At 43.7% G+C, this 25,330-nt stretch carries 26 protein-coding genes; 20 read left to right on the top strand and 6 right to left on the bottom strand.

The window, feature by feature from the left end; genetic code table 11:
- The first annotated feature begins 72 nt into the window (after nucleotides 1-72).
- From DW738_RS08260 to DW738_RS10330, 6 genes are all read left to right on the top strand, one after another.
- Entirely contained in the window at nucleotides 73-747 is a 675-nt protein-coding gene (locus DW738_RS08260; protein WP_243634264.1) for a type II CAAX endopeptidase family protein, read from the top strand.
- Nucleotides 748-905: 158 nt separating this feature from the next.
- Nucleotides 906-1,862, top strand: coding sequence for a dihydropteroate synthase (folP, locus tag DW738_RS08265; protein WP_165852134.1), 957 nt, complete (start codon nucleotides 906-908; stop codon nucleotides 1,860-1,862).
- Nucleotides 1,863-1,878: 16 nt separating this feature from the next.
- Nucleotides 1,879-3,183, top strand: coding sequence for a folylpolyglutamate synthase/dihydrofolate synthase family protein (locus DW738_RS08270; RefSeq protein WP_123160795.1), 1,305 nt, complete (start codon nucleotides 1,879-1,881; stop codon nucleotides 3,181-3,183).
- A gap of 1 nt (nucleotide 3,184) precedes the next feature.
- Nucleotides 3,185-3,739 carry a GTP cyclohydrolase I FolE gene (folE, locus tag DW738_RS08275; RefSeq protein ID WP_006595126.1) on the top strand — a complete coding sequence of 185 codons (555 nt, stop codon included), beginning with the start codon at nucleotides 3,185-3,187 and terminating at the stop codon, nucleotides 3,737-3,739.
- Nucleotides 3,740-3,765: 26 nt separating this feature from the next.
- Nucleotides 3,766-4,602 (top strand): 2-amino-4-hydroxy-6-hydroxymethyldihydropteridine diphosphokinase, encoded by an 837-nt coding sequence (gene folK, locus DW738_RS08280; RefSeq protein WP_123160796.1) that lies wholly within the window; start codon nucleotides 3,766-3,768, stop codon nucleotides 4,600-4,602.
- 330 nt (nucleotides 4,603-4,932) lie between these two features.
- Nucleotides 4,933-5,088 (top strand): hypothetical protein, encoded by a 156-nt coding sequence (locus DW738_RS10330; protein ID WP_165852135.1) that lies wholly within the window; start codon nucleotides 4,933-4,935, stop codon nucleotides 5,086-5,088.
- Between the two features lie 109 nt (nucleotides 5,089-5,197).
- On the opposite strand, the gene DW738_RS08285 is transcribed toward DW738_RS10330, so the two are convergent.
- Both DW738_RS08285 and pepA read right to left on the bottom strand, forming a co-directional pair.
- Nucleotides 5,198-6,682 carry a DUF1846 domain-containing protein gene (locus DW738_RS08285; protein WP_023022085.1) on the bottom strand — a complete coding sequence of 495 codons (1,485 nt, stop codon included), beginning with the start codon at nucleotides 6,680-6,682 and terminating at the stop codon, nucleotides 5,198-5,200.
- A gap of 159 nt (nucleotides 6,683-6,841) precedes the next feature.
- On the bottom strand, nucleotides 6,842-7,906 hold the full coding sequence (gene pepA / locus DW738_RS08290) for a glutamyl aminopeptidase (RefSeq protein ID WP_123160797.1): 1,065 nt from the start codon (nucleotides 7,904-7,906) through the stop codon (nucleotides 6,842-6,844).
- Nucleotides 7,907-8,053: 147 nt separating this feature from the next.
- Between pepA and DW738_RS08295 the strand changes: the two genes are divergently transcribed.
- From DW738_RS08295 to DW738_RS08345, 11 genes are all read left to right on the top strand, one after another.
- Nucleotides 8,054-8,344, top strand: coding sequence for a DUF4651 domain-containing protein (locus tag DW738_RS08295; protein WP_023022087.1), 291 nt, complete (start codon nucleotides 8,054-8,056; stop codon nucleotides 8,342-8,344).
- The gene (locus DW738_RS08300) at nucleotides 8,341-8,658 is read left to right on the top strand and encodes a thioredoxin family protein (RefSeq protein WP_123160798.1); all 318 of its coding nucleotides are present in this window, start codon (nucleotides 8,341-8,343) and stop codon (nucleotides 8,656-8,658) included. Before DW738_RS08295 ends, DW738_RS08300 begins: the two co-directional genes overlap by 4 nt.
- A gap of 14 nt (nucleotides 8,659-8,672) precedes the next feature.
- Nucleotides 8,673-9,299 carry a YtpR family tRNA-binding protein gene (gene ytpR / locus DW738_RS08305; RefSeq protein WP_123160799.1) on the top strand — a complete coding sequence of 209 codons (627 nt, stop codon included), beginning with the start codon at nucleotides 8,673-8,675 and terminating at the stop codon, nucleotides 9,297-9,299.
- Between the two features lie 235 nt (nucleotides 9,300-9,534).
- Nucleotides 9,535-9,930 (top strand): single-stranded DNA-binding protein, encoded by a 396-nt coding sequence (locus tag DW738_RS08310; RefSeq protein WP_117744964.1) that lies wholly within the window; start codon nucleotides 9,535-9,537, stop codon nucleotides 9,928-9,930.
- A 214-nt stretch (nucleotides 9,931-10,144) separates the two neighbouring features.
- Complete coding sequence (gene groES / locus DW738_RS08315) at nucleotides 10,145-10,429, top strand: co-chaperone GroES (RefSeq protein WP_006595108.1); 285 nt, start codon at nucleotides 10,145-10,147, stop codon at nucleotides 10,427-10,429.
- 23 nt (nucleotides 10,430-10,452) lie between these two features.
- The gene (gene groL / locus DW738_RS08320) at nucleotides 10,453-12,075 is read left to right on the top strand and encodes a chaperonin GroEL (protein ID WP_123160800.1); all 1,623 of its coding nucleotides are present in this window, start codon (nucleotides 10,453-10,455) and stop codon (nucleotides 12,073-12,075) included.
- A gap of 1,255 nt (nucleotides 12,076-13,330) precedes the next feature.
- A complete protein-coding gene (locus DW738_RS08325) occupies nucleotides 13,331-14,593 on the top strand; it encodes an ABC transporter permease (protein ID WP_123160801.1) in 1,263 nt (420 codons plus the stop codon).
- Nucleotides 14,594-14,599: 6 nt separating this feature from the next.
- Nucleotides 14,600-15,241 carry an ABC transporter ATP-binding protein gene (locus DW738_RS08330; protein WP_023027590.1) on the top strand — a complete coding sequence of 214 codons (642 nt, stop codon included), beginning with the start codon at nucleotides 14,600-14,602 and terminating at the stop codon, nucleotides 15,239-15,241.
- Between the two features lie 12 nt (nucleotides 15,242-15,253).
- Nucleotides 15,254-16,630, top strand: coding sequence for an ABC transporter permease (locus DW738_RS08335; protein ID WP_117744961.1), 1,377 nt, complete (start codon nucleotides 15,254-15,256; stop codon nucleotides 16,628-16,630).
- Nucleotides 16,631-16,702: 72 nt separating this feature from the next.
- The gene (locus DW738_RS08340) at nucleotides 16,703-17,356 is read left to right on the top strand and encodes a response regulator transcription factor (protein ID WP_048790036.1); all 654 of its coding nucleotides are present in this window, start codon (nucleotides 16,703-16,705) and stop codon (nucleotides 17,354-17,356) included.
- On the top strand, nucleotides 17,353-18,678 hold the full coding sequence (locus tag DW738_RS08345; protein WP_123160802.1) for a HAMP domain-containing sensor histidine kinase: 1,326 nt from the start codon (nucleotides 17,353-17,355) through the stop codon (nucleotides 18,676-18,678). Before DW738_RS08340 ends, DW738_RS08345 begins: the two co-directional genes overlap by 4 nt.
- Before the next feature lie 191 nt (nucleotides 18,679-18,869).
- Here the strand turns inward: DW738_RS08345 and DW738_RS08355 are convergent, their stop codons facing one another.
- Nucleotides 18,870-19,559, bottom strand: a complete 690-nt coding sequence (locus tag DW738_RS08355) for an ABC transporter ATP-binding protein (RefSeq protein ID WP_123160803.1) — start codon at nucleotides 19,557-19,559, stop codon at nucleotides 18,870-18,872.
- A gap of 1 nt (nucleotide 19,560) precedes the next feature.
- Nucleotides 19,561-20,664: an ABC transporter permease gene (locus DW738_RS08360; RefSeq protein WP_123160804.1), complete on the bottom strand. Its 1,104-nt coding sequence runs from the start codon at nucleotides 20,662-20,664 to the stop codon at nucleotides 19,561-19,563.
- Between the two features lie 260 nt (nucleotides 20,665-20,924).
- Here DW738_RS08360 and DW738_RS08365 point away from each other — a divergent pair, with 260 nt between their 5' ends.
- From DW738_RS08365 to DW738_RS08375, 3 genes are all read left to right on the top strand, one after another.
- Nucleotides 20,925-21,464: a T6SS immunity protein Tdi1 domain-containing protein gene (locus DW738_RS08365; protein ID WP_123160863.1), complete on the top strand. Its 540-nt coding sequence runs from the start codon at nucleotides 20,925-20,927 to the stop codon at nucleotides 21,462-21,464.
- Between the two features lie 51 nt (nucleotides 21,465-21,515).
- Nucleotides 21,516-21,896: an immunity 22 family protein gene (locus tag DW738_RS08370; protein WP_006152825.1), complete on the top strand. Its 381-nt coding sequence runs from the start codon at nucleotides 21,516-21,518 to the stop codon at nucleotides 21,894-21,896.
- Nucleotides 21,897-21,982: 86 nt separating this feature from the next.
- On the top strand, nucleotides 21,983-22,522 hold the full coding sequence (locus tag DW738_RS08375) for a T6SS immunity protein Tdi1 domain-containing protein (protein WP_123160805.1): 540 nt from the start codon (nucleotides 21,983-21,985) through the stop codon (nucleotides 22,520-22,522).
- Nucleotides 22,523-23,018: 496 nt separating this feature from the next.
- Here DW738_RS08375 and DW738_RS08385 read toward each other — a convergent pair whose 3' ends face one another.
- Nucleotides 23,019-24,164: a low temperature requirement protein A gene (locus DW738_RS08385; RefSeq protein ID WP_024053523.1), complete on the bottom strand. Its 1,146-nt coding sequence runs from the start codon at nucleotides 24,162-24,164 to the stop codon at nucleotides 23,019-23,021.
- A 443-nt stretch (nucleotides 24,165-24,607) separates the two neighbouring features.
- A complete protein-coding gene (locus DW738_RS08390) occupies nucleotides 24,608-25,123 on the bottom strand; it encodes a DUF308 domain-containing protein (RefSeq protein ID WP_023022109.1) in 516 nt (171 codons plus the stop codon).
- Nucleotides 25,124-25,330 lie beyond the last annotated feature (207 nt).

Genomic DNA, 25,330 nt, shown 5'->3' on the forward strand with positions numbered 1-25,330 from the left:
TTGCTCCAGTTGGCCATCTATGCTATACTAGAAAAATAGTTTGATAATCGAGGTAAAATAATGGAAAATTGGATGGAGAAAAAATGGGTTTCGAATGGTCTATGGTTACTAATCGGAATACCGCTATTGTTTGCAACTCAACTACCAATGGTCGCTTTGATCTTGGGGATTGAAAATGCTTGGTCAAATTGGACAATCAATAGCCTGGTCCTTGGAGTTACCATGCTTCTCGTCTATTTGCTTTGGTGGTTTATGAAATGGAGTCCACTCGATCCACTAGATTTTTCACGGATTACAAGCAGAGATATTGGGCGAAATTTCCTTTATTTTCTCCTGTTGCTGGCCAATAATGCTCTTGGGGTTAACCTTCTTCGACAGTTGGGAGAGGCGACGACAGCTAACCAAGAGACCATCCAAGGGGTGGCTTCCTTGGCCCCACAGCTAGCAATGGGTTTGCTCATTGTCGTAGTGGCCCCTTTAGGAGAAGAAATTATCTGTCGGGCTGTGATTCCCCGCTTAATCTTTAAGGGATACGAAAAAATTGGCTATTTGGTTGGGGCTGTTGTGTTTGCCTATTTACACACACCAAGTAATCTTGGTTCCTGGGTCATCTATGGTGGCATGTCCCTCATCTTGACTTGGGTCGCCTACCGCTACAAACGAGTAGAATATTCGATTTTATTGCACTTTACCATGAATGCTTTTGCCTTTCTGATAACTGTTCTGGTTTCTTTTCTTCCCGTTTAAAATATGGTAGAATGATAGGACCAATGGGTTTTATTCAGAAGCTTTGGTCAGCTACCAAAGAAGCATCTAGGCGCAGATAGAGACAAACTCAGAGGTTGGAATCGTTCTAACCTCTTTTCTATGCTTGGTTGGCTTTTCTTAGAAAGATGAAGGAAGATATGTCAAAGAGCGAATGGAGACAACTAGGCAAGGATCGGACCCTTCTATGTGGCATCCTCAATGTCACCCCCGACTCCTTTTCAGATGGGGGGCGTTACCAAACGGTAGAAAGAGCTCTAGAACAAGCTCGCAAGCTAATTGCAGAAGGGGCAAGGATGCTGGATATTGGTGGAGAGTCCACACGTCCAGGGAGCCACTTCGTGGAGATCCAAGAAGAGATCCAGCGGGTCGTACCAGTGATTGAAGCGATTCGAGCAGAGAGTGATATCTTAATATCGGTTGATACTTGGAAGTCAGAGGTGGCCCGAGCAGCTCTAGAAGCTGGCGCAGACTTGGTCAATGATATTACAGGCCTGCTTGGGGATCCACAAATGGCGAGGGTGATTGCAGAAGCTCGTGCTGGAGCCGTTGTTATGTTTAATCCAGTCATGGCTCGTCCTCATCATCCAAGTTCTGTGATTTTTCCGTCCTTTGGTTTTGAGCCGGCCTTTTCATCGGAGGAGCTAGCGCAGTTTGAAGGTCTTCCTATCCAAGACTGTATGTGGGCCTTCTTTGACAAGAGTCTTGAGAGGGCAGAGGAAGCAGGATTGAGTCAGGATCAACTCTTCATAGATCCTGGGATCGGTTTTGGCTTGACCAAGCGGGAAAACCTCCAACTCTTGCAGGACCTAAAAACCATTCATGCCAAGGGCTATCCGATCTTTTTAGGAGTCTCTCGTAAGCGCTTTGTGGTCAATATTCTAGAAGAAGAGGGATTTGAGACCGACCCTGAAACGAAAGAAGGATTTTACAATCGGGATTTGGCCTCAAGCCATTTAACGAGTATGGCTGCCAGCCAAGGGGTAGAAATCGTTCGCGTGCATGATATACCTCTTCATAAGATGGCAGTAGCTATTGGTAGTGCGATCTACCAAGCTGATCAAGCGCAGGACCTTCATTTAAAACAATATCGCTAAAGAAAAGAGAAGAGATATGACAGTAGATCTCAGTTGGTTAGCCGCTTATCGTTCTTCCGAGCCCCATTTTGGCTTGGAGCGAATGGAAGCCCTGCTAGCCTTGAGGGGGAATCCTCACCTCGCCTGTCCTGTAATCCATCTAGCTGGGACTAATGGGAAAGGATCAACCCTAGCTCATTTGCGGTCTTTACTAGAAGCTAAAGAGTTGCGGGTTGGCGTTTTCTCCTCCCCCTATCTAGTTTCCTTTAATGAACAAATCAGTATCGATGGGATTCCCATTTCGGACCGAGATGTGGAGACTTATCTGTCCCTCTATCAGGACTTACTTGCAAAAAACAGTTCTGATCAGACCTTACGTGGCTTGACCGAGTTCGAGTTGATGACGGTCATGGCCTTTGATTATTTTGCGGCAGAGAAGCCAGATGTGGTCATTATGGAAGTGGGGATGGGCGGTCGTCTCGATAGTACCAATGTTTGCCAGCCTATTTTGACAGCCATCACGACGATTGGCCTGGACCATGTGGCACTCTTAGGACCGGATTTAGCCTCGATTGCACGGGAGAAGGCAGGGATCATCAAGGAAAAGATTCCGGTCTTGCTAGGCCGGATGGAACTGGAAGCCCAAGAAGTCATTGTGCAGCAGGCCCGCCGCCTATCTGCACCAGTAGAGTTGCTAGGACAGAACTATTTAGTTGGCTACCAAGAATCTTTGGCTGATGGGGAAGTTTTTCACTATCGGAGCCAGTATCGGGAAGAACTGCAACTGAAGACAGGGTTATTGGGACTTCATCAAGTAGACAATGCTGGTCTGGCTTTGGCTCTCTGCGATACCTTCTGTCAAGAAAAGGGGCTCTCCCTCTTGAACCAAGAAGAAATCCTCCAAGCTTGGGAGGGTGTCCAGTGGCCGGGTCGCCTAGAGATCATTTCTAACCAGCCCCTCATCATTCTAGATGGCGCCCATAATCCGCATGCAGTAGCCCCTCTTGTAACCACCATGAAAGAACGTTATGGACAACTGGACAAGCAAGTCTTGTTTACCTGTATCCAGACCAAGGCGATCGAGGAGATGCTGGATCTATGGAGTGGACTAGAAAAGAGTTCGTTGACCTTGACGACCTTTGAAGACCCACGGGCCTATTCCACAAAAAAAATGCAGAAAATAGCTCATCAAAAAGGCCTGCCTTATCAAGAGTGGAAGCTATTTTTAACGAATTATATAGAAAAAGAATCGCAACAAGCTGATCTCCTCTTAGTGACGGGATCCTTGTACTTTTTGGCTCAAGTAAGAGCCTTTCTAATCGAAGAAATCAGTAGGAGATGACATGGATACAAAGAAAATTCAAGAAGCCGTGAAGATGATTATCGACGCAGTCGGTGAAGACGGAAGCCGTGAGGGCTTGCAAGAAACTCCAGAACGCATTGCCAAGATGTACCAAGAGATTTTTGCAGGGCTTAACCAAACTGCGGAAGTCCACCTATCAAAATCTTTTGAGATTGTGGACAACAATATGGTGGTGGAAAAGGATATCTTCTTCCACTCTATGTGTGAACACCATTTCTTGCCCTTCTATGGCAAGGTCCACATTGCCTATATCCCCAATGGGCGCGTAGCAGGTCTATCTAAGTTGGCTCGGACGGTGGAAGTGTACGCCAAAAAACCTCAAATCCAGGAGCGCTTGACAGTGGAAATCGCGGATGCCTTGATGGAGTATCTGGGAGCACAGGGAGCCCTTGTTTGGGTGGAGGCAGAGCATATGTGTATGAACATGCGTGGAGTGCGGAAACCAGGAACGGCTACTGTGACGACAGCGGCGCGTGGCTTATTAGAGACAGATAAAGACCTGAAAAACGAAGCCTATAAACTGATGGGACACTAACCCCTAGATGAACTGAGGTGACTATCGTGGATCAATTACGGATCAAAGATTTGGAAATTTATGCCTATCATGGTGTTTTTTCCGCTGAAAAGGAATTGGGGCAGCGTTTTGTCCTGGATGTTTGTGTCGATTATGAGATGACAAAATCGGCGCGGACGGGTGATTTGACGGCTTCGATCCATTATGGAATCTTAGCTGAGCAACTGACAGACTGGCTTCAAGCTGAGAAGATCGATTTGATTGAGACAGTGGCTTTTCAGCTAGTGGAGAAGATTTTTGCGACCTATGAATTTGTCAAAAAGGTTCGACTTGAGTTGAAAAAACCCTGGGCTCCAGTTCCTCTGCCTTTGGATACCTGCTCGGTCACGATTGAACGAGAAAAAAGACGGGCCTTTATTGGTCTGGGAACCAATATGGGCGATAAGGGACAACAGTTGGCGACGGCTGTATCTAGACTAGAAGAAAAGGGGCTCACGATTCTCCAAACCTCTTCTCAGATTGAGACAGCACCTTGGGGAGGGGTCGAGCAGGATAGCTTCCTCAACCAAGTCGTAGAGGTCGAAACTTGGTTTACGCCCCAAGACTTGATTGAGACCTTGCTAGGAATCGAACTAGAAATGGGCCGGGTCCGTGAGGTGAAATGGGGACCACGTGTCATCGATTTAGATCTCCTTTATATGGAGGATCTGATCCTCTATAGTACAGATTTGATTCTCCCACATCCTTATGTGGCAGAACGAGCATTTGTCCTAGAATCCTTAAATGAAATTGCTCCTTACTTTGTGGATCCTGTCCAAAGAAGACAGATCCGACAACTGTGGGAGGCTGTGAAAGAAACAAAAGATACAGAAACTGTTTCTTGATATAAAACAACCTAAGTGATGTTGAAAAGAAGCAAATGCTCCATATTATTAGGTTTATTCAAACATGTACAGGAACTTTCAGCGGTGAAAAAAGTGCTAGAAACAATAGTGTTTCTAGCACTCGGGAGTTTTGGAACCTTAGATCCAAAACTAAGTCATGGAACTTCTTCGAAGTTCGCTGACGTCCGTACTCACCTAAGGAAAGTTTCTAAGATTACTTTGTATTCAATCAGAGGTAGCTGATCCAAGGGTCAGCTACCTTTTTTCACCTTGACAAGTTGATTGAGCAGGACTATACTGAGCTTAACTAGACTAGGAGTGGAGGGGCTGATGAAATCTTATCTTGTAAAATGGTTGATCGCGATTGTCTTGGCTGTTCTTTTCCTTTGGTTGAGTTTGGAAACGAACATACTGCCAAAAGAAGTGTATCCCATTCTCCTTGTCCTGATGCTGGTTGTGGGTCTCTATCTTTTTAAGGAGAGGTAATTTTCCATCCACTTAAACTATGAAAAATCCCCTGGGTGCCAATTGGTTCAGGCACTCAGGGAATTTTTTGTATATGGAGCTAGGACCAACGGTCTAGCCTTGATTTTCATTATTTGCGGTACAAGCGATCGTATTGGTAAACTGGATCCATAGTCACATGGATGCCCAGTTTGCGAAGAACGTTCTTGTCTTCGTCTGTCAACATGACTGTTGAATGGGCTTCGCTCCCTTTCAAACGACCTAATTCTTGCATGGCAAGATTAGCCTCTGGATGGTTCATGGCTGTAATGGCTAGGGCGATGAGGATTTCATTTGAATGGAGGCGAGGGTTGCGGCTGCCCAAGTGGTTGATCTTCAAGCCTTGGATTGGTTTCACATATTCTGGCTCAATCAACTTGGTTTCTTTATCAATATTGGCCAATTTCTTGATGGCGTTGATGAGAACAGCTGCCGTTGGACCAAATAAGTCAGAGGTCTTACCTGTCACGATTTCTCCGTTCGGTAATTCAAGGGCCAAGGCAGGGTCACCAGTTTCTTCTTCTTTTTGGCGGGCAAGTATGGTGACTTGGCGATCTTTTGGTGAAATACCTAAGTCGTTCATCAAGAGTTCAATTTTCTTAATAGCCCCACTGCCAACACGCTCCGCTTTCACATCCAGAATGGTTTGGTAGTAACGGCGGATAATTTCTTGCTTAGAGGCTTCAATAGCTGCGTCATTGTCCACTATGGCAAAGCCGACCATGTTCACTCCCATATCCGTTGGGGAAGCGTAAGGAGATTCTCCGAGGATGCGTTCCAACATCCGCTTCAAGACAGGGAAGATTTCGATATCTCGGTTGTAGTTGACCGTTGTTTCGCCATAGGTTTGGAGGTGGAATGGGTCAATCATATTGACATCGTCTAGGTCTGCTGTCGCTGCTTCATAGGCCAAATTCACTGGGTGGTGCAAAGGCAAGTTCCAAACTGGGAAAGTTTCGAACTTAGCATAACCAGATTTGATACCATTCAGTTGGTCATGGTACATATTGGACATGCAAGTGGCCAATTTACCAGAACCAGGACCAGGAGCTGTCACGACAACAAGGTTGCGGCTAGTCTGAATGTAGTCGTTTTTCCCCATTCCCTCAGGAGAAATGATGTGATCCATATCCGTTGGGTAGCCCTTGATTGGGTAGTGGAGGTAAGAGGCGATGCCATTCTTTTCCAACTGTTTACGAAAAACATCTGCGGCTGGTTGACCAGCATACTGAGTGATGACGACAGAACCAACATAGATGCCCAATTCGTTGAATTTATCGATCAATCGAAAGACCTCTTGGTCATAAGAGATTCCTAGGTCACCACGCGCCTTTGAATGCTCAATGTTATTGGCATTAATAGCGATAACAATCTCCACTTGGTCACGAAGTTCTTGGAGAAGCTTAATTTTGTTATCTGGTTCATAACCAGGAAGGACACGAGCAGCGTGGAAATCTTCCAACATTTTCCCCCCAAACTCTAGGTAGAGCTTACCATCAAATTGATTGATACGTTCGAGGATGTGATCGCGTTGCAAATTCAAATACTTTTCGGAACTAAAAGCTTGTTTCTTCATTTAAACCTCCAATAAAGAAGCGAGGGTGATCTTTAGCGGTACTCCGCCTTCCAGATAAGGAAAGGGGAGTGCAAAAGAACACCCGTTGCAATATTCATTCAGTATTATATCAAAAAAACCCCAAAATGGGGCTTTAAAACAATTATTTTGAGAAAAATATTAATAATTCTTAATTAAATCAACCGTTGAACGATCCAATTTTTGAACCAAGGCTTGAAGGAAGGCTTGGGCTTGAAGGAAGTCATCCATAGCGTAGAGGGTTTGGTGAGAGTGGATGTAGCGCGCGCAGACTCCGATGGTTGTAGATGGCACTCCACCACTTCGTAAGTGGGCCACTCCAGCATCCGTTCCGCCTTTTCCACAGTAGTATTGGTACTTGATACCCGCTTCTTCAGCAGTGGTTAGGAGGAAGTCCTTCATATTTGGCAACATGAGATGACCTGGGTCAAAGAAACGAAGGAGAGTACCCTCGCCGATAGCTCCTTGCCCTCCGTAGACATCTGCAGCTGGAGAACAGTCAACAGCCAGGAAGATTTCTGGATCAAACTTGGTCACAGAAGTCCCTGCACCACGCAGTCCGACTTCTTCTTGGACAGTCGCTCCGACATAGAGTTTGTTTGCTAGGGCTTGTCCAGAGAGGGCTTGTGCCAATTCGCTGACCATCAAGACCCCATAACGGTTGTCCCAAGCTTTGGAAATGATGTTTTTCTGATTGGCTGTTAAGATTGCAGTGCTTTCAGGGACCAAGGTGTCGCCTGGACGGATCCCAAAGCTCTCGGCTTCTTCTTTATTGGCAAAGCCACCATCAAATACAATATCCCCAATAGCTGGAAGAGCAGGACCATTTGCGCCACGCGTCAAATGTGGGGGAACAGATCCAGAAATGACAGGATAGGAATGGCCATCGCGTGTCAAAAGGGTGAAACGTTGGCTGCTAACCACCATAGGGTTCCAACCACCGATTTCAACCACGCGGAAGGTGCCGTCTGCCTTGATCTCACTGACCATAAAGCCAACTTCATCCATATGGCCTGCGACCATGATGCGAGGAGCGTGAGCCACTTCTGAGTAGCGCACTCCAAAAATGCTTCCCAAGCCGTCTGTGACCACTTCATCCACATGTGGGGTGATCTGTTTGCGTAGATAATCGCGAACAGGCGCTTCGTGGCCAGAGATGGCAGGAAGTTCTGTTACTTCTTTGATTTTAGAAAATAAATCAGTCATAAGTTACCTTCTTTCTGATTGTTATTTTATCACTTTTTTAGTCGAGATGGTAGTGGCAGTTGAAGGGGATGAGAGCAGATCGTAATTGTTGGTAGCAGTATTCTCCTTTCGTTGTCCCAGCTTGTATTTTGTGTTACAATATGAGGTATGAAAGCTAAAAAAATCATTTTATCCAGCCTTGCAGCAGCTAGTGCAAGTGCTCTTGCCCTTGGGGCCTATAAAATTGCCAAAGATCAAAAACGTCTGCGGACGCAAGAAGAGTTAGTCGCAGAAGTCCGTGAGCAGATGGAGAATATGGGAAAGATTGCGACCCTTTATGTGGAACTCTATGAATCAAGCGAAGAACGTCTGGTAGGAGGGCTCGTATTTGAGGATGAGCGCCACTATCGCTTTGTCTATGAAGAAGGCCTTCTTCAGTATGAAGAGGAAAAACTATGATCATACCACAGTCTTTAGAGGAATTAGCCAGCTACATCGAGCAAGAAGGAAAGAAGGTTTTCTTCTTTTCAGCGGATTGGTGTGGCGATTGCCAGTATATCCAGCCCTTTTTGCCAGAGATTGAAGCGGAAAACCCTGAATTTACCTTCATTTTGGTTGACCGAGACCAGTATCTAGACCTGGCTAAGCTTTGGGATATCTATGGCATTCCGAGTCTAGTGGTCGTAGACAAGGATCGGGAACTGGGTCGTTTCGTCAATCGCGACCGTAAAACCAAGGCTCAGATTTCAGAATTTTTAGCAGGATTGAAGTAGGAGAAAGAGAAAAAATGATTGTAACCTATAATAAAGAACAAGTCGGCGATGTCTTAATGCTCACCTTGAAAAACAGTGGGGATGCCAAATTAGCAGTAGAGCGCAAAGGCAAAGTAGCCCGTGTCTACCGTGAAGACAAGCAAGAAACAGTGGCCTGGAATATTTTTGAGGCTTCGACTTTCTTTGCACTTGATGGCAAGGGGCAAATTTTCTTGAGTGATGAGCAAGTTGCACGTCTCAATCAAGAATTGCAAGCGGAAGGATTTGCAGAAGTCTTGGTCAATGACAAGGAGCCTAAGTTTGTCGTGGGGCAAATCGTTGAAATGGTTGCTCATCCAGATAGTGACCACCTCAACATCTGCCAGGTGGCTGTCGGACCAGACAAGACGGTTCAGATCGTAGCAGGTGCGCCAAATGCGCGTGAAGGTCTCAAGACAATCGTGGCTCTACCAGGTGCGATGATGCCAGATGGAAGCTTGATTTTCCCAGGGGCCCTTCGTGGAGAAAAGAGCTTTGGGATGATGTGTAGCCCACGCGAATTGCACTTGCCAAATGCTCCACAAAAACGTGGGATTATTGAATTGCAAGATACAGAAGAGGTGGGAACTCCATTTGACCCCGCCCGTCACTGGCAAGGATAAGAGAGTAGGACAGAAATCGGTCATTCGTTAGAATTCGATTTCGTCGTCCCACCTCCGCACAGTTGAGTAGGGCTGTGAAAGCTGATGAAATCAGTGTAGTAGAGCCCTACTCAACGACTGCGTCTTGCTCGACAATCCAAAGACAATTGAGAGGCTAGGACTTTTGTCCCAGCTTTTTTTATTTTTTCCTCAAATGGCTAAAAAACTACGAATTATATAAGTAGGAGGAAGAAATATGTACAATAAAGTAATTTTAATCGGGCGCCTAGTGGCAGACCCAGAGCTTCATAAGACCAATACAGACAAGTCCGTTGCCCGCGCAACGCTGGCTGTTAATCGGCGTTACAAGGATCAAAATGGCGACCGTGAGGCGGACTTTATCACCCTAGTGGTCTGGGGGAAATTAGCAGAGACCCTTGTATCCTATGCCAACAAGGGAAGTCTGCTCTCTGTGGATGGAGAGCTTCGAACCAGACGCTATGAGAAGAATGGGACGACCCAATATGTGACAGAAGTGCTCTGTCAAGGCTTCCAGCTCTTAGAAAGTCGTGCTCAACGAGCGATGCGGGCCAATGGGGCAGGAGGGGATCTAGCAGATCTCATCCTCGAAGAGGAAGAACTTCCATTTTAAAAGAAGAAAACGGTGCAGTTGGTAAGCTGTGTCGTTTTTTCAAATTGATCAGTCTTTGTTTTCCTTACGTTGATAGAAGTTTCTTTAGACCATTCTTCTTTTTAAATAAAACTTGAATATTTTTTCTTGACTATTTTTGACCAAGTGATACAATAGAAACATAGGTTAGCACTCGATATCAAAGAGTGCTAAAATACAAGAATGGAGGAAGGCTATGTTAAAACCATTAGGAGACCGTGTGGTCTTGAAAGTAGAAGAAAAAGAACAAACAGTCGGTGGCTTTGTCATCGCAAAAGCAAGTCAAGCTGAAACCAAAACAGCAGAAGTCATCGCTGTAGGTGAGGGGGTTCGGACCCTCAGTGGTGAGTTGGTAGCTCCAAGCGTCAAAGTTGGTGATACTGTCTTAGTGGAAAATCATGCAGGCGTTGAAGTGAAAGACGGCGATGAGAAGTACACGATTGTTGGGACTGCAAGTATTCTTGCCATTGTTGAAGCTTAAAGAATCAGAAAGGAAAATGATCTATGTCAAAAGAAATTAAATTTTCATCAGATGCTCGTGCAGCCATGGTCCGTGGGGTTGATATCCTAGCAGATACTGTTAAGGTGACCTTGGGACCTAAAGGGCGTAATGTGGTTCTTGAAAAATCATTTGGCTCACCATTGATTACCAATGATGGGGTCACCATCGCAAAAGAAATCGAATTGGAAGACCATTTCGAAAATATGGGTGCCAAATTGGTATCAGAAGTTGCTTCTAAAACCAATGACATCGCTGGAGACGGAACAACGACTGCGACTGTCTTGACGCAAGCCATCGTCCGTGAAGGGATCAAGAACGTTACAGCGGGTGCGAATCCAATCGGTATCCGTCGTGGGATTGAAGCAGCGGTTGCGACTGCCGTTGAAGCCTTGAAAGATAATGCGATTCCGGTTGCCAATAAAGAGGCTATCGCCCAGGTTGCTGCTGTCTCTTCTCGTTCTGAAAAAGTCGGGGAATACATCTCAGAAGCCATGGAAAAAGTGGGCAACGACGGAGTGATCACGATTGAAGAATCTCGTGGAATGGAAACAGAGTTAGAAGTCGTTGAAGGGATGCAGTTTGATCGTGGTTACCTCTCTCAATACATGGTCACTGATAATGAAAAAATGGTGGCAGACCTTGAAAATCCTTATATTTTGATCACCGATAAGAAGGTATCAAACATCCAGGAAATCCTTCCCCTGCTTGAAAGTATCCTGCAAAGCAATCGTCCGCTCTTGATCATTGCGGATGATGTGGATGGAGAAGCCCTCCCAACTCTTGTCTTGAACAAGATTCGTGGAACTTTCAATGTTGTAGCTGTCAAGGCACCAGGATTCGGAGACCGTCGCAAAGCTATGCTGGAAGATATCGCTATCTTGACAGGCGGTACAGTCATTACGGATGATCTTGGCTTAGAGTTGAAAGATGCGACCATCGAAGCGCTTGGGCAAGCAAGTAAAGTGACAGTAGATAAAGACAGCACAGTCATCGTAGAAGGTGCAGGTAATTCTGAAGCCATTGCCAACCGTGTGGCCGTGATTAAATCACAAATTGAAACAACCACTTCAGAATTTGACCGTGAAAAATTGCAAGAACGCTTGGCCAAATTGTCTGGTGGTGTTGCGGTGATCAAGGTAGGAGCTGCAACAGAAACAGAATTGAAGGAAATGAAACTCCGTATCGAAGATGCCCTCAATGCGACACGTGCAGCGGTTGAAGAAGGAATTGTTGCCGGTGGTGGTACGGCCCTTGCCAACGTTATTTCTGCAGTGGCAACCCTTGAATTGGAGGGGGATGAAGCGACAGGACGCAATATCGTACTTCGTGCCTTGGAAGAACCTGTACGCCAAATCGCTCACAATGCAGGCTATGAAGGATCAATTGTCATTGATCGCTTGAAACATGCAGAAGTCGGAACAGGCTTTAATGCTGCAACAGGTGAATGGGTCAACATGATTGAAGCAGGAATTATCGACCCAGTGAAGGTGAGTCGTTCAGCTCTTCAAAATGCCGCTTCTGTAGCGAGTCTGATCTTGACAACCGAAGCAGTGGTAGCCAATAAACCAGAACCAACTCCAGCTGCACCAGCTATGGATCCAAGCATGATGGGTGGAATGATGTAACACGTTACCAATGATTGGTGCTAAGGCACCAAATCATTGGACGGTAGCCGCTATGTTGCGGCCTACCTAAACGTCTCACTAGCTCAAAGGGAGGAAAGTATCGTTCCTCCCTTTTTCGCGTCGTAACCTATGTGACTGAAGCACCTCATTAGGATACGGCAAGCACTATGGTGCCTTGCCTAAGCATCTTACTAAGAAACTAAAGAAGGCATTATCGGCCTTCTTTAGTTTCTGTCGTAACCTGTGTGTTTGATTGAGATTTCGCCTCTAATCATTTGACGCCAACCGCTATCAGGCGGCTTGGTTAAACGTCTTACTAGCTCAAAGGGAGTTAGTAGAATCTTTTCAATTTTCGACCAATCATAGGATGAACTGTCTGACGCAGTAGCTGATTGGACTCTCCCTTCGCTTTTCCAAGCTCGGGAGAGCCCTAATCAGCCTTGTGGGGGCGAGACAACGAACGAATGTTAAAAATATTCGTTCTGTCTCGCTCCCTTTTCACGTCGTAACCGCGTGGTCAATTTATTAGGTGGATTTGTAGTTTACGGCAAGCACCATGATGCCTTGCCTAAGCATCTTACTAAGAAAACAAAGAAGACATTATCGGCCTTCTTTATTTTCTGTCGTAACCTTTGTAAATGATTGGTGCTAAGGCACCAAATCATTGGACGCCAAATCGACTACATATTTATATATATTGTAATTGTTTGTGAAGTGCAATTGTTGAAATTTATTTTTCTGCAAATTCAGCTTTAACGACTAGATTAAAAAACTGCGATCGGAGTAAAAAAACAAAGGGTGGTTGAATTGTCGATTTTCTTTAAATGTAGTGATATAAATGCGTTCTTTTCAATTGAACAAACATCTATAGAAGTCCCCTTTTTTTAGTCATCCATCCGTTTTATGTTTGGAACAAAATTGCAATACAAATTCCTTTATTTTGTAACAAAGATAGGTTAAACTATATTAAGTAGAAAAAAGTTCTACATCAGAGCAAGGGGGGATACTTCCCACATACATGTCTAAAGACAAAAACTTGATCGAATAAATTGAAACTTTTTGATCCTTAATTTTTATCGACCTTTTTCATATTAAAAATGTTTCATACTCCCTTGCTAAAAGCTCCTCCAGATTTTTCTGGGGGAGTTTTTTTGTATTTCATAAACATTTCACATTTCTCCTCTATAATAAAAGCAACAAATGATGAAAGCGTCCACACTGTATCGCTGTGGACCTTGAAATGGAGGGTAAGATCATGCTCTTACAACAGGCAATCGCCTATATTTCTCGAAAAAGAACGAGGAATCTGGTCCTCTTTCTGATTCTCCTCTTGATCCTCTCTTGCTTGTATTTCTGTTTTTCACTGATGCAAGTGGGAGGAAAACTGGAGGACCACATCAAACAGTCGGCGGGGACCAGTTTTGCTCTGACCAGTAAACAAGGGGATAAGCCCTTTGCTCTGAAGGAAGCTGAAAAGGTGCGGCAACTGGACGGGGTGGGATCCATGGTTCCTCAATATGAAAGTCCCGTTCGTATTCTTGGTAAAGAAGCGGTGACGGGACAGCAGTCGGTAGAAAGGGATGATCTGGGACAGGAAGCCAAGCAAGCACTAGGCGCTGTCTTCACCCAGAAGACAGACCAGCACCTAGATTTTCGAAGTGGCAGTTTCCAACTGGTGCAAGGCAAGCACTTATCCGATAAAGCGAGCGGGCAAATCTTAATCCACGAAGAGTTGGCTAAGAAGAACAAGCTAAAGGTCGGAGATTCCTTGACCTTATCCAGCTTTCAGATGGGAGAGACTCCTGCCAAGGAGCAAACCTTTGAAATCGTTGGGATCTTTTCAGGTAAGAAACAGGAAAAATTCACAGGAATGACCTCTGATCTGAGTGAAAACCAAGTCTACCTTCCTTATGAGGATGCGACTAAGCTTCTTGGTCTCAGTCAGCAAGAAGTGACCCAGGTCACCTTTGGAGTCAAAGATCCTGAGAAAATCGATGCCCTCTTGAAGCAAGTTAAAAGCTTGGATCTGGATTGGCAGTCTCTCCGCTTGGTCGAAGATCGTAAGGCCTTTGACCAGATGAAGGAATCCTCTCAGACACTAGAAGGGCTGGTACGGATCATGATGATCGTCCTCCTGGTGACGGGAGCAGGTGCCCTATCGCTCTTACTGAGTCTCTGGACACGGGAGCGAATCCATGAAATCGGGGTGCTCTTATCCATTGGGAAGAGCAAGGGACGGATCTTTGGACAGTTCCTCTTGGAAGTGGTGCTGGTATCCCTACTAGCAGTGATTCCGGCCTTTCTCATCGGGCGGATGGTTAGCCAACGTTTCTTAGAACAATTTGTCGGAGAGACGGGGCAACAGCAGACCCTTGACCTACTTCATCAGATCCCTCAAGGTCTTTCCTTAGGAATCGCCTATGCTAGCCTCTTGGGCTTGATCCTTCTGTCGCTCGGTGCAACTACCAGCTTGATCTGGCGCAAGACACCAAAAGAAATATTAACAAAAATGAGTTAAGGAGAAATGACACATATGTTAGAACTCAAAAATGTAGCCTATAGTTACCAAAGCTATAGTGAAGATATCCTCTCAAATGTGAACTATCAGTTCGAGAATGGGACATTTTACAGTATTATTGGCCAGTCAGGAACTGGGAAATCAACCCTCCTTTCCCTCCTAGCTGGTCTGGACAATCCCAAGAAGGGGCAGGTTCTCTTTGATGGGGAGGACATCCAGACCAAAGGGTCTAGCTACCACCGCAAGCACCATGTTTCCCTGGTCTTTCAGAATTACAATCTGATCGATTATTTGACACCACTTGAAAATGTCCGCCTGGTCAACAAACAAGCTGGGAAAGAGATTCTTTTGGAATTGGGGCTGGACGAAACGCAAATCAAACGTAATGTCCTCCAACTATCCGGAGGGCAGCAGCAACGGGTGGCCATTGCGCGTGCGCTCGTTTCAGAAGCTCCTGTCATCTTGGCTGATGAGCCGACGGGAAATCTAGACGAACAGACAGCAGGTGATATCATTGCGATTTTGAAGAAGTTGGCCAAGGAACGCCAAAAATGTGTCATCGTCGTCACCCACAGCAAGGAAGTGGCAGAGGCCTCCGATGTGGTCTTGGAATTGAGTCGCCGTAGCCTCGTTGAGAAGAGCAAGTAAGGAGGGAATGCTATGTTGCGAAATGCTTTTGCTTATATCACACGTAAATGGCCCAAGTCTCTCTTGCTCTTTGCCATCATTCTCCTCATGGGGACCTTGAGCTTGATCGGACTCTCCATGAAGGGAGCAACCCAAAAAGCTTCATCAGAAAGTCTGGGTTCCATCACCAATAGCTTCTCCATGCAGATCAACCGCAGGACCAATCCGGGAACCCCTCGGGGAGCTGGGAATCTCAGAGGAGAGGATATCGAAAAAATCAGTCAGGTAGAGGGCATCACCTCCTCCATCAAGCGGATCAATGCCATCGCAGATATCCTAGACCACGAGATTATTGAGACAGAAGAAACTCTGCAAAATCAATCTCCAGAGCGGGCCAAGCACTTCAAAAACACCTTGATGGTGACAGGGGTCAATGACTCTTCAAAAGAAGATAAATTTGTCTCTGGGGCCTACAAGCTGGTTCAAGGGGAGCATCTGACCGATAAGGACAAAAACCAAATCCTCATGCACGAAGATTTGGCGAAAAAGAATGGCCTCAAGGTGGGCGATAAGGTGCGTCTCAAGTCCAACCTCTACGATGCTGACAATGAAAAAGGGGCCAATGAAACCGTCGAAGTGACCATTAAAGGCTTGTTCTCAGGGAAAAACCAAGCTCCTCTCACTTACGCCCAAGAATTGTATGAAGATACACTCATTTCTGACTTGGATACAGCTGCTAAACTCTATGGCAATACCGTACAAACAGCTACCTATGAGGATGCTACTTTCTTTGCCAAAGGAGATCAGGACCTCGATAAATTGATCGAAAAAATCAAAGCCTTGGATATCCCATGGAATTACTATGACTTGGTTAAGAGCTCTTCGAACTATCCAGCCTTGCAAAAATCGATCAGCAGCATGTTCCAAGTGGCGGACTACTTGTTTATCGGTAGCCTCATCTTTGCGAGCTTGCTTCTCACCCTTCTCCTTGTCTTGTGGCTCAATGCCCGTCGCAGAGAAGTTGGTATCTTACTGGCTCTAGGGCTTTCTAAGGTACAGATTGCGGGGCAATTCGTGGCAGAATTGGTCATGATTTCCATCCCAGCCTTCCTCCTCTCCTATGGAGTCGCAGGTCTTCTTGCTAAAGCAGTAGGAGATACGGTGCTCAAAAACGTAACCAGTGGCATTGCCAAACAAATGGCCCAAGAATCCTCTGCCGCCAACCTTGGTGGAGGAGCTGAGGCAGAAAGCTTCAGTAAGACCCTGACAGATATCCATATGGATATCCAACCGAGCCAATTGCTCGTGATTGTGTTGGTCGGTGGGCTTCTCTTGATTCTGGTGTCCATCCTTTCTTCTCAATGGCTCTTGCATAAGAAACCAAAGGAACTCTTGGTGGATGTCGAATAAGAGATTGTTTCCTAAAATAGAAATAGGGTATAATAGGAGGTAGAAGAAGTTTCTTAGATAAAAGGAAAGTATATGAAGATACTAATCGTAGAAGATGAAGTCCTGATTCGAGAAGGGATGAGCGACTATCTCATGGAATGCGGCTATGAGGTCTTTGAAGCAGGCGATGGGCAGGAGGCCCTGGACCTCTTTCACAGAGAGACACCAGATCTAGTCTTGCTAGACATCCAGCTCCCGATCCTCAATGGCTTAGAAGTCCTCAAGACCATCCGCAAGACCAGCTCAGTCCCTGTCCTCATGCTAACGGCCTTCCATGACGAGGACTATAAGTTGACAGCCTTTGGAGAGTTGGCAGATGGCTATCTGGAAAAACCCTTCTCCTTGTCCCTCTTGAAGGTCCGTATCGAAGCTATTTTTAAAAAGCTCCAGCCTTCCCGGGTCTTCACCTATGGAGAGGCACGGGTGGATTTTGAGAGCTACACAGCCAGCCTCGCCGGGCAAGCTATTTCCATGAATGCCAAGGAGTTGGAAATCTTGGAATACTTGCTCCAGCATGAGGGCAAGGCCCGGACCCGCTCTCAGATCCTCGATGCCGTCTGGAAGGAGACGGAGGAGATTCCTTTTGACCGGGTGATCGATGTCTATATCAAGGAACTACGAAAAAAACTAGAGCTGGACTGTATCGTAACGGTACGTAATGTCGGCTATAAATTGGAGAGACCATGACCAAACGGAGTATCTTTGCAAAAATCTTTCTGATCACCTTTGCCCTTTTTAGTAGCTTAGTCATCCTTCTACATGCTTCGGTTTACTTTATTTTTCCATCGACCTATATCGAGTCCCAGCGCCAGACGATTTTGAAGAAATCGCAAGCCCTGGCTAAGAGTTTCCAGGGTCAGGAAGAAGGGACCATTGAGTCGGTCATCGACCTTTATTCCAAGACCAATGATATCAAGGTCTCGATCAAGGGCAAGCAAAAACAAAATGCCCTAGAGGTCAAGGATGACCTGCTCGTGAACCCTGATAGCCAGAACAATTCCCTGGTCATTGAAGAGCGAAAGATTCAGACCAAGGAAGGGAAAGACTTGACCTTGCAATTCTTAGCGACCGTCGATTCGCAAAAGGAAGCGCGGGACATCAGTCTGGGCTTTCTTCCCTATAGTCTCCTTGCTTCCTTTGTTCTGTCACTGATTGCCTCCTATCTCTATGCCCGCATGATTTCTGCTCCGATCCTTGAGATCAAGCAGATGACCAAGCGGATGAAGCGGCTGGATCGGACAGCCAATCTCCCCATTCACTCGCAGGATGAGATTGGCGTTCTCAAGCAACAGATTAACGATCTCTATCACCATCTCCTAGAGGTGATCGACAATCTAGAGCAGCAGAAACAGGAAAATCTGAAGCTGGAGCAGATGAAGGTGGAATTCCTACGGGGAGCTTCGCATGAGCTCAAGACTCCTCTGGCCAGCTTGAAGATTATCCTAGAAAATATGCGGGATAAGATCGGCCGCTACAAGGACCGGGACCGCTACCTGGCGGTCTCCCTCGATATCGTCGATGAGATGAACCAGATCGTCCTGGAAATTCTGTCCCTGTCTTCTGTCCAGGAATTGGCTGGTGATAAGGAGTGGATCCAGCTGGATCAAGTCTTAGAGCAGATCCTCGACCAGTACAAGGTCTTGGCTCAATCCCGCGCGCTTACGATTGACAATCAAATCCCTGACAAAGCAGTTTATATGGACCCAGCCATTCTGAAATTGGTCCTCTCAAATGTCATTAGTAATGCCGTCAAACATTCGGATGCCGGTGGAGAGATCCAGCTCCGTCTCGAAGAAGAAGGGACGCACTTGGCGGTTGAAAATACCAGTCAAGAAATGGTAGAGATCGCTGAGATGCCAATGACCGCTAGCCGCCAGAAGAAGGAAGGTGGCTTGGGGCTCTTTGTGGTCCAACACTTGCTAGACCATGAGGAACTGGCCTACCAATTTGATAAAACGGCTATGGGCTTACGCTTCCGTATGGAACTGCCCAAAGATCCTCAAGAATAAAAAAATAGAGAGTGGGACAGAAATCGGTCATTCGTTAGAATTCGATTTCGTCGTCCCACCTCCGCACAGTTGAGTAGGGCTATAAAAGCTGATGAAATCAGCGTAGTAGAGCCCACTCAACCACTGCATCTTGCTCGACAATGCAAAGACAATTGAGAGGCTAGGACTTTTGTCCCAGCCTCTTTTTGTATTTAATCAACCTTTTCGACCTTTAGCAATTGGCCGTGTTTTAATTCATAAATGGTATCCACATAGGTCAGGATGGAGCGGTCATGAGTCACCATGATGGCGCTCTTGTTTTTGGATTTGACTTCTTTCCGGATCAACTGAGCGATTTCTTGCCCTCGATCTGGGTCTAGGCTAGCGGTTGGTTCATCGGCTAAAATGACCTGCGGATTTCCGATGAAGGCTCGAGCGATGGCTGCCCGTTGTTTTTGCCCACCGGACATCTGATTCGGGTATTGGTGGTAACAAGCTTCGATGCCCAGATCTGCCAACAAGGCTTTGACTTCTTCTTGGCGTTTTTTCTTGTTCTTTTCCCCCTTCAATTTGGCCACCAGTTCTAACTGGTCACCGATTTTCATATAGGAGAGGAGCTGGTGATCTTGAAAGATAAAGCCGAGCAATTCCAGCCGTTTTTGTGTCCACTGACCTTGGTTGAGGCCAGTCAAGTCTTGGCCAGCGATAGAAATCCGCCCCTCGTCTGCTGATAAGAGTAAACCAGCGATAGCTAAGAGAGTGGATTTACCAGATCCTGAAGGGCCCAAGATGGCGACAAATTCGTTGGGTTCGACGCTTAAATTAAGTTGGTTGAGGACATGGTGCATCTGGTTGCCATCGGCGTAGGATTTTCTGATATTTTCTAATGCGATAATGGCCATCTTATTCTCCATTTCCACCAATGACTTCGATTGGATCTACTTTTTTGATTTTGACAAGGGACAAGGCACCACACAAAATAGAGGTCAGGATAAAGCTAACCGAGATGGTGAGGTTGTCTTTCAGGGTCATAAAGGAAGGGACGCTATTGGGTAAAAATGGCGCCATCATAGTTGCCAAGCCAAGACCCAGCAGTACTCCGATGAGGGAGATGATGGTGAGCTGGGACAGTTGGACATAGGTGATCTGGCTCATGGACATGCCAATGGCCTTCAAGACGCCGAACTGTTTCAACTTCTGCAGGGTCAGGATATAGAAGAAGACCCCAAGGATAGCAGAGGAAGCGAGTAGTAGCACCCATGTGATCATCCGTAGCGTCAGGTTTTGAGCCTTGTAGCCAGGGATTTTATCGATCACTTGCTTCTTATCCGCCACCATTAAGTTACTGGATAGATCGTTAGAAGTGATGCTCTTCTTGGTCACAAGGGTTTGGGCTTGCCATTGATAGCTTGGATCTGTTTTTTGCCGCATGCCTGTGTAGGTCTCCGAGCTGATAAAACCAATCTCGCTATAGCCGTATTTGGCATTTTTTGCGAAAGCCACGACCTTGAGTTTTTGCTTAGAAGTTTTATCGATCACTTGATCGCCGACTTGGATCCCCTCATCCTCTTTGAAAGAACTGTCCAAAATGACCTCATTTTTCTTTAAGTCGGAGATCTTGATGTCACTATCTTCCATGGTTGGATTGAGGATCTCTTCTTCATTGTGGTCGGTTGCGAAGTAGGTGATATCTAGGGTATTGGAATCCTCTGATTTTGAGATAGTTGCCCGCTGGATCGACAAGCCAGAATAATCCAATCCTTCTATCTTGTTTATCTCATCTAAATCCTTAGCCGTAATGGTTGAAAAGGGGATAATCCCTTCTGAATCTGTCGAAAGGATGTAGTGCAGGGCCCCATAGTTATCGATTTGGGCCGATACCGAACGGCCCAGTCCATTTGTCAGTCCGGACAAAAATACCACCATAAACATGAGGATGGTAATGAGGAGTTCAATCAGGATAAACTTCTTGGGTTGGTATTTAATTTCATTCCATGCGATTTTCATATTCGTTCTCCTTTTAGCACGGAGGTACTCAAGTAGCTTGGTACCTAAACATACTATACCATCATACCACAAGTGGGAGGATAATAGGAGGCTGATATTTGGTAGAGTGTTTCAAAAACATTATTCTTATTATCTTTCCTTTAGATACTTAAATGCCTATGAAACTGTTATTCTTCTTGTTAAGTAGACTCTGATACATATGGTTTGTGGTATACTGGGATTATAGAGAAACGATGCTAAAAACCAAATCGGAGGATAACATGTTAGAAAACTTTGTAAAAGTGGCAGATATGCCCCAAGAAGTGATTGAAAAATACAAGGACCAAGTCCCTGCTGAGTTGTTACAGATTTGGCAGGAGGATGGCTTGGGAACCTTTTTAGATGGTTATCTCAAAGTCATTAATCCAGATGACTATCTTGAACTTCTCCAAGATAGTTATTTCAGAGGAGATATCGCTTTTCCTATGTTCGTAACAGCATTTGGAGATATTATTACTTGGGAAGAGAATGAATTTGTTGGTATTGTAAAATATAACCTTCAAGACTGCGACATTATTATAAAGAGCTTGAAATATTTCCTTCAGTATTTAGATAACTCATATGTGACTGACAACTTTGAACTTGATTTATATAGACAAGCTGTGTCAAAACATGGTGCTCTGTCTTATAACCAATGTTTCGGTTTTGTCCCACTCCTAGCATTAGGAGGCTTTAAAGATGTGGATCATATGGATAAGGTAAAAGTCCTGGAACACATTTACCTCATGTACCAGCTTACAGGCGGAGTGTTTGACGATTGATAAAAAAGAACGACCTTCGAGGCGGAGTTTTGGAAAATAGAAAGGATAATTATGGAAACAGAAAACACAGTGTCAATTTGGATTGGCAACTTTGCTACTAAGTTAGATTTAGATGAGTTTATAAATTTGAAATATGATGAAGAAGGGGAGGTGGTTCCGTCATTGTTTTATAATCAATACAATATTGATATTGATGACATTGATGATTACTTAATTGAAAAAGAAGTTTTTGAAACCAGCTTTACAAATTTGTTTGACATGCTAAAGGAGGCATCCTATAATAATATTATTGTAAACAATTTAAAGCAAAAAGGCATAAATCCCAATATTGAACCCAATAATGCGTTGATTTTGATATATAATTATCAGTTTGATAGCAATACTTTACGAACAATTAGCACAGAATTTATAGCGACTGTAGAGTACAAATAATTAGAAGATAAAAATGAATCGAGTTACATTTTATAGAGTAATTGGAGTGGTTAAATTCACAATCTAAAATCAAGAAAGAGGAAAATATGTTAGAAAACTTTATAAAAGAGGCAGATATGCCCCAAGAAGTCATTGAAAAGTATAAGAATCAAGTCCCTTCTGAGTTGGTTCAAATTTGGCAGGAAGATGGTCTGGGAACCTTTTTAGATGGTTATCTAAAAGTCATCAATCCAGATGACTATCTTGAACTTCTTCAAGATAGTTATTTCAGAGGAGATGTCGCTTTTCCTATGTTCGTAACAGCATTTGGAGATATTGTTACTTGGGAAAAGAACGCCTATGTGGGAATTGTCCAATATAATATTCAGGATTTGGATATTATTTGTAAGGGGATGGATTTATTCGTTCAATTTTTAGATAACGAATATATTACAAAAAAATTTGAACTTGATTTATATAGACAAGCTCTTGCCAAACATGGTGAATTGGCCTACGATGAATGTTTCGGTTTTGTTCCACTCCTGGCCTTGGGAGGCGTGAAGGATGTGGATCATATGGATAAAGTAAAAGTCCTGGAACACATTTACCTCATGTACCAGCTCACAGGCGGAGTGATGGACGATTGATAAAAAAGAACCACCCTAGCGGTGGTTTTTTCGATGAAAACGAGTGTTAGATAACTAGCGAGTCTTTGGATGAGACTTGCTTATTTTGTGAATATAAACTTTTTGGTACAAATTTTGGTACAAAAAACAAAATGACAAGCAAAAAAGCCTTGTAAATCAAGGCTTCTTCCTGTTGATTTAGATGCCCCCTGCATGAATTTGTAAGAACTTTTCATATTGAAAATAAACAAAAATGTTGAAATATAGCTGATTTTAGGGAAATACTTTTAGGTATTTTCAATGTCAGGATTTAAAAATGGGGCAAAAGTGGGGCAAAAACGAATGACTCACTTTTGGTTTGAAAACCTATAATACCTAATGATTATGCCATACTAGATATATAATGTTGTTATAAATAAATGTCAGTGCGAGTTCAAATCGGAGGATAAAATGGAAAAACAAATTAATGAAAGAAATAAAGCCTTGGTTCCCAAAGCTTTTTTATGTTATAAACTCATTAAAAGAACCCCCAGTTAGATTTGGAATATTTTTTATTCTGTGTCATATAAAAATAAATAAAATGAGTGGCTATAGCTAGAGCTAAAATGGTTGTTATACTCACTACTATTATAGGATTAGAAGCAAAGATTAAAGAGAGAATCAAGGCAGCCAGATAGAGTGTCGCTTGGACACAGTAGTAACTTTTCGAATAGCGAAGATAGTGTTTGTTATGGGGCCCATTTACTAGGACAGCAGCTTGAAAGAGGCCAAATCCGATATAAGAGAAGCTGGTTGCAAAGAGACGATTAGCTTCAGGATTCAGAAGAAAACTCATCGATACAGTCATCATCATAAGCCCAATGAAAATAGGATAGTGACTGTAAATTAGAAATAGTCCCTTTTGATTAGATTTTTGATCAATAGCATGGTCGAATTGACCAAAATAAAACAAGAACAGAGAAATCATAATTATGAAATAAAGAACCGAATAAATCGAGAAATTCTCGATTGTAAAGAAGTTAGCTAGCCCCATAATCATCTCTCCAAACGTAATAATGACAAGAAGGGAGATGCGCTCGATTAAATGGGGGAGATTTACCTGGTAATGCTTATCTTTACTAAGCAAGATAATTGGCATAATAAATGTTAGCAGAATACTAGCAAATAAGATAGAGACCCCAACGTAAATAGGAAGAAGAGCTGCTAGATAGACTCCTAAACTTCCTAGACCTGTTATCCATAGAAAACCTTTGATACTTTCCCGATTAGCATTATCGGTTGATTTTCTAAAAAATTCAACCAAATATTGTAAAAATAAGGTAAAGGTTAATGTACCAATAGCCCAACAGAGATAATGAAAATATTGTTGCCAATCAGGTCCCATCATATTGGCTATAAAGAGTAAAATTCCCATTTTGATAAACATGATTACCATGTTAAATAAAGAGTTCTTTCCATAGCGATTGGTATAAAGGGTTTGAATCATCCAGGAATCGGTGAGAACCAAGACAGCTATGAAAAAATCAAGGAAAGAATTCCAAGTCAAAATACCGTTATGAAGATGCTCAATTAAAGTAGTTACTTTTGAAATTGCAAAAACAAAAACTAGGTCATAAAAAAGTTCTGAAAATTCTACACGTTTATGTTTAATAAGAGTTGTCATATTAATACCTTTCTACTTTAGAAATACAATTCATTATAACAGAAAATGGTAATGAGAGAAAAAGGTTATGCTTAAATAATTTCATGTGGCGCGAATTGTAAAAACCTTGGACACATTTACCTCATGTACCAACTTACAGGCGGAGTGTTTGATGATTGGTAATAAAGAATGGGTGTTGAAACATTCAAGTTATTATCATACTGAGAAAGATGGAACAACAAAACGAGTTGAGTTCAATGCAACTAAGCAACCGGAAGAACTGAAGAATAAGATTATACAATAGAAAAAGCGAGCCTAAAACTCGCTTTTTTTATTTAATCTAATAGCTCCTTATTTTCAATTAAAAGTTCTAATGGAATGCGAAAAAGTGATAATTAAAGAGACAAAAAAGCTGAGAATATGATTTCCCAGCTTTTTTGAATGCGATAGAAATAGCAACTAGACTATTTACGAAAGGCCTCAATAATGTAGGTGAAGCCAGTAACTAAAACTGAAAAGGCAATGACATAAACGACAAAGACACCTGTAGCCACTGGATTGAACAGAATCACTAGACCTAGTAAAAATTCAAGCAAGGCTACCCACGTGATATTGCTACCAATAATAGGGAAAGTCAATCTTAGACGATTGCCTTTAAAGAAAGCAATAATGGCTTCTACAATTAACCAAATTCCTACAATGGTCGGAATGACGACCGGCAGGGTCACAAAGCCATAAGCAACGAGGTAAAGAGCTAAGAGAAGACTAACAAATCCTTGGAAAAGATAAACAGGTGAGCGAAGCTCTTTTGGTGCAGAGAAATAGCCTAAAATAGCTGCTATAGAAGAAACCAGTAAACCAAATGAAATCCACCAGCTGTAAGCAACAAGATTAGCTACTGGGTTTGTAAATAGGAAAAGTCCTAAAAGGACAAAAACAACTCCTGCAAGGAATAGCAGTAAACGATTAGAAAATTTCATTTCAATACCCCCTATATAGTATAGTTTTCTAATAAAACTATTATACTTATTTTTATAGAAAATGTCAATAAAATAAATAAACAATTTGGAAGTTTCAGTCTGACTTACAAAAAGAAAAGGAGTTTTCACTCCTTTTCACAGATTGAAGACAAAGTCCTTATAAAAGTGTCTTCTAAAGATTTTAACTTCAATCTGAAGCGAGGTTAT

It is taken from the genome of Streptococcus sp. AM28-20 (genome assembly GCF_003603595.1).
In the GTDB taxonomy this organism is placed as follows: Bacteria; Bacillota; Bacilli; order Lactobacillales; family Streptococcaceae; genus Streptococcus; species Streptococcus ilei.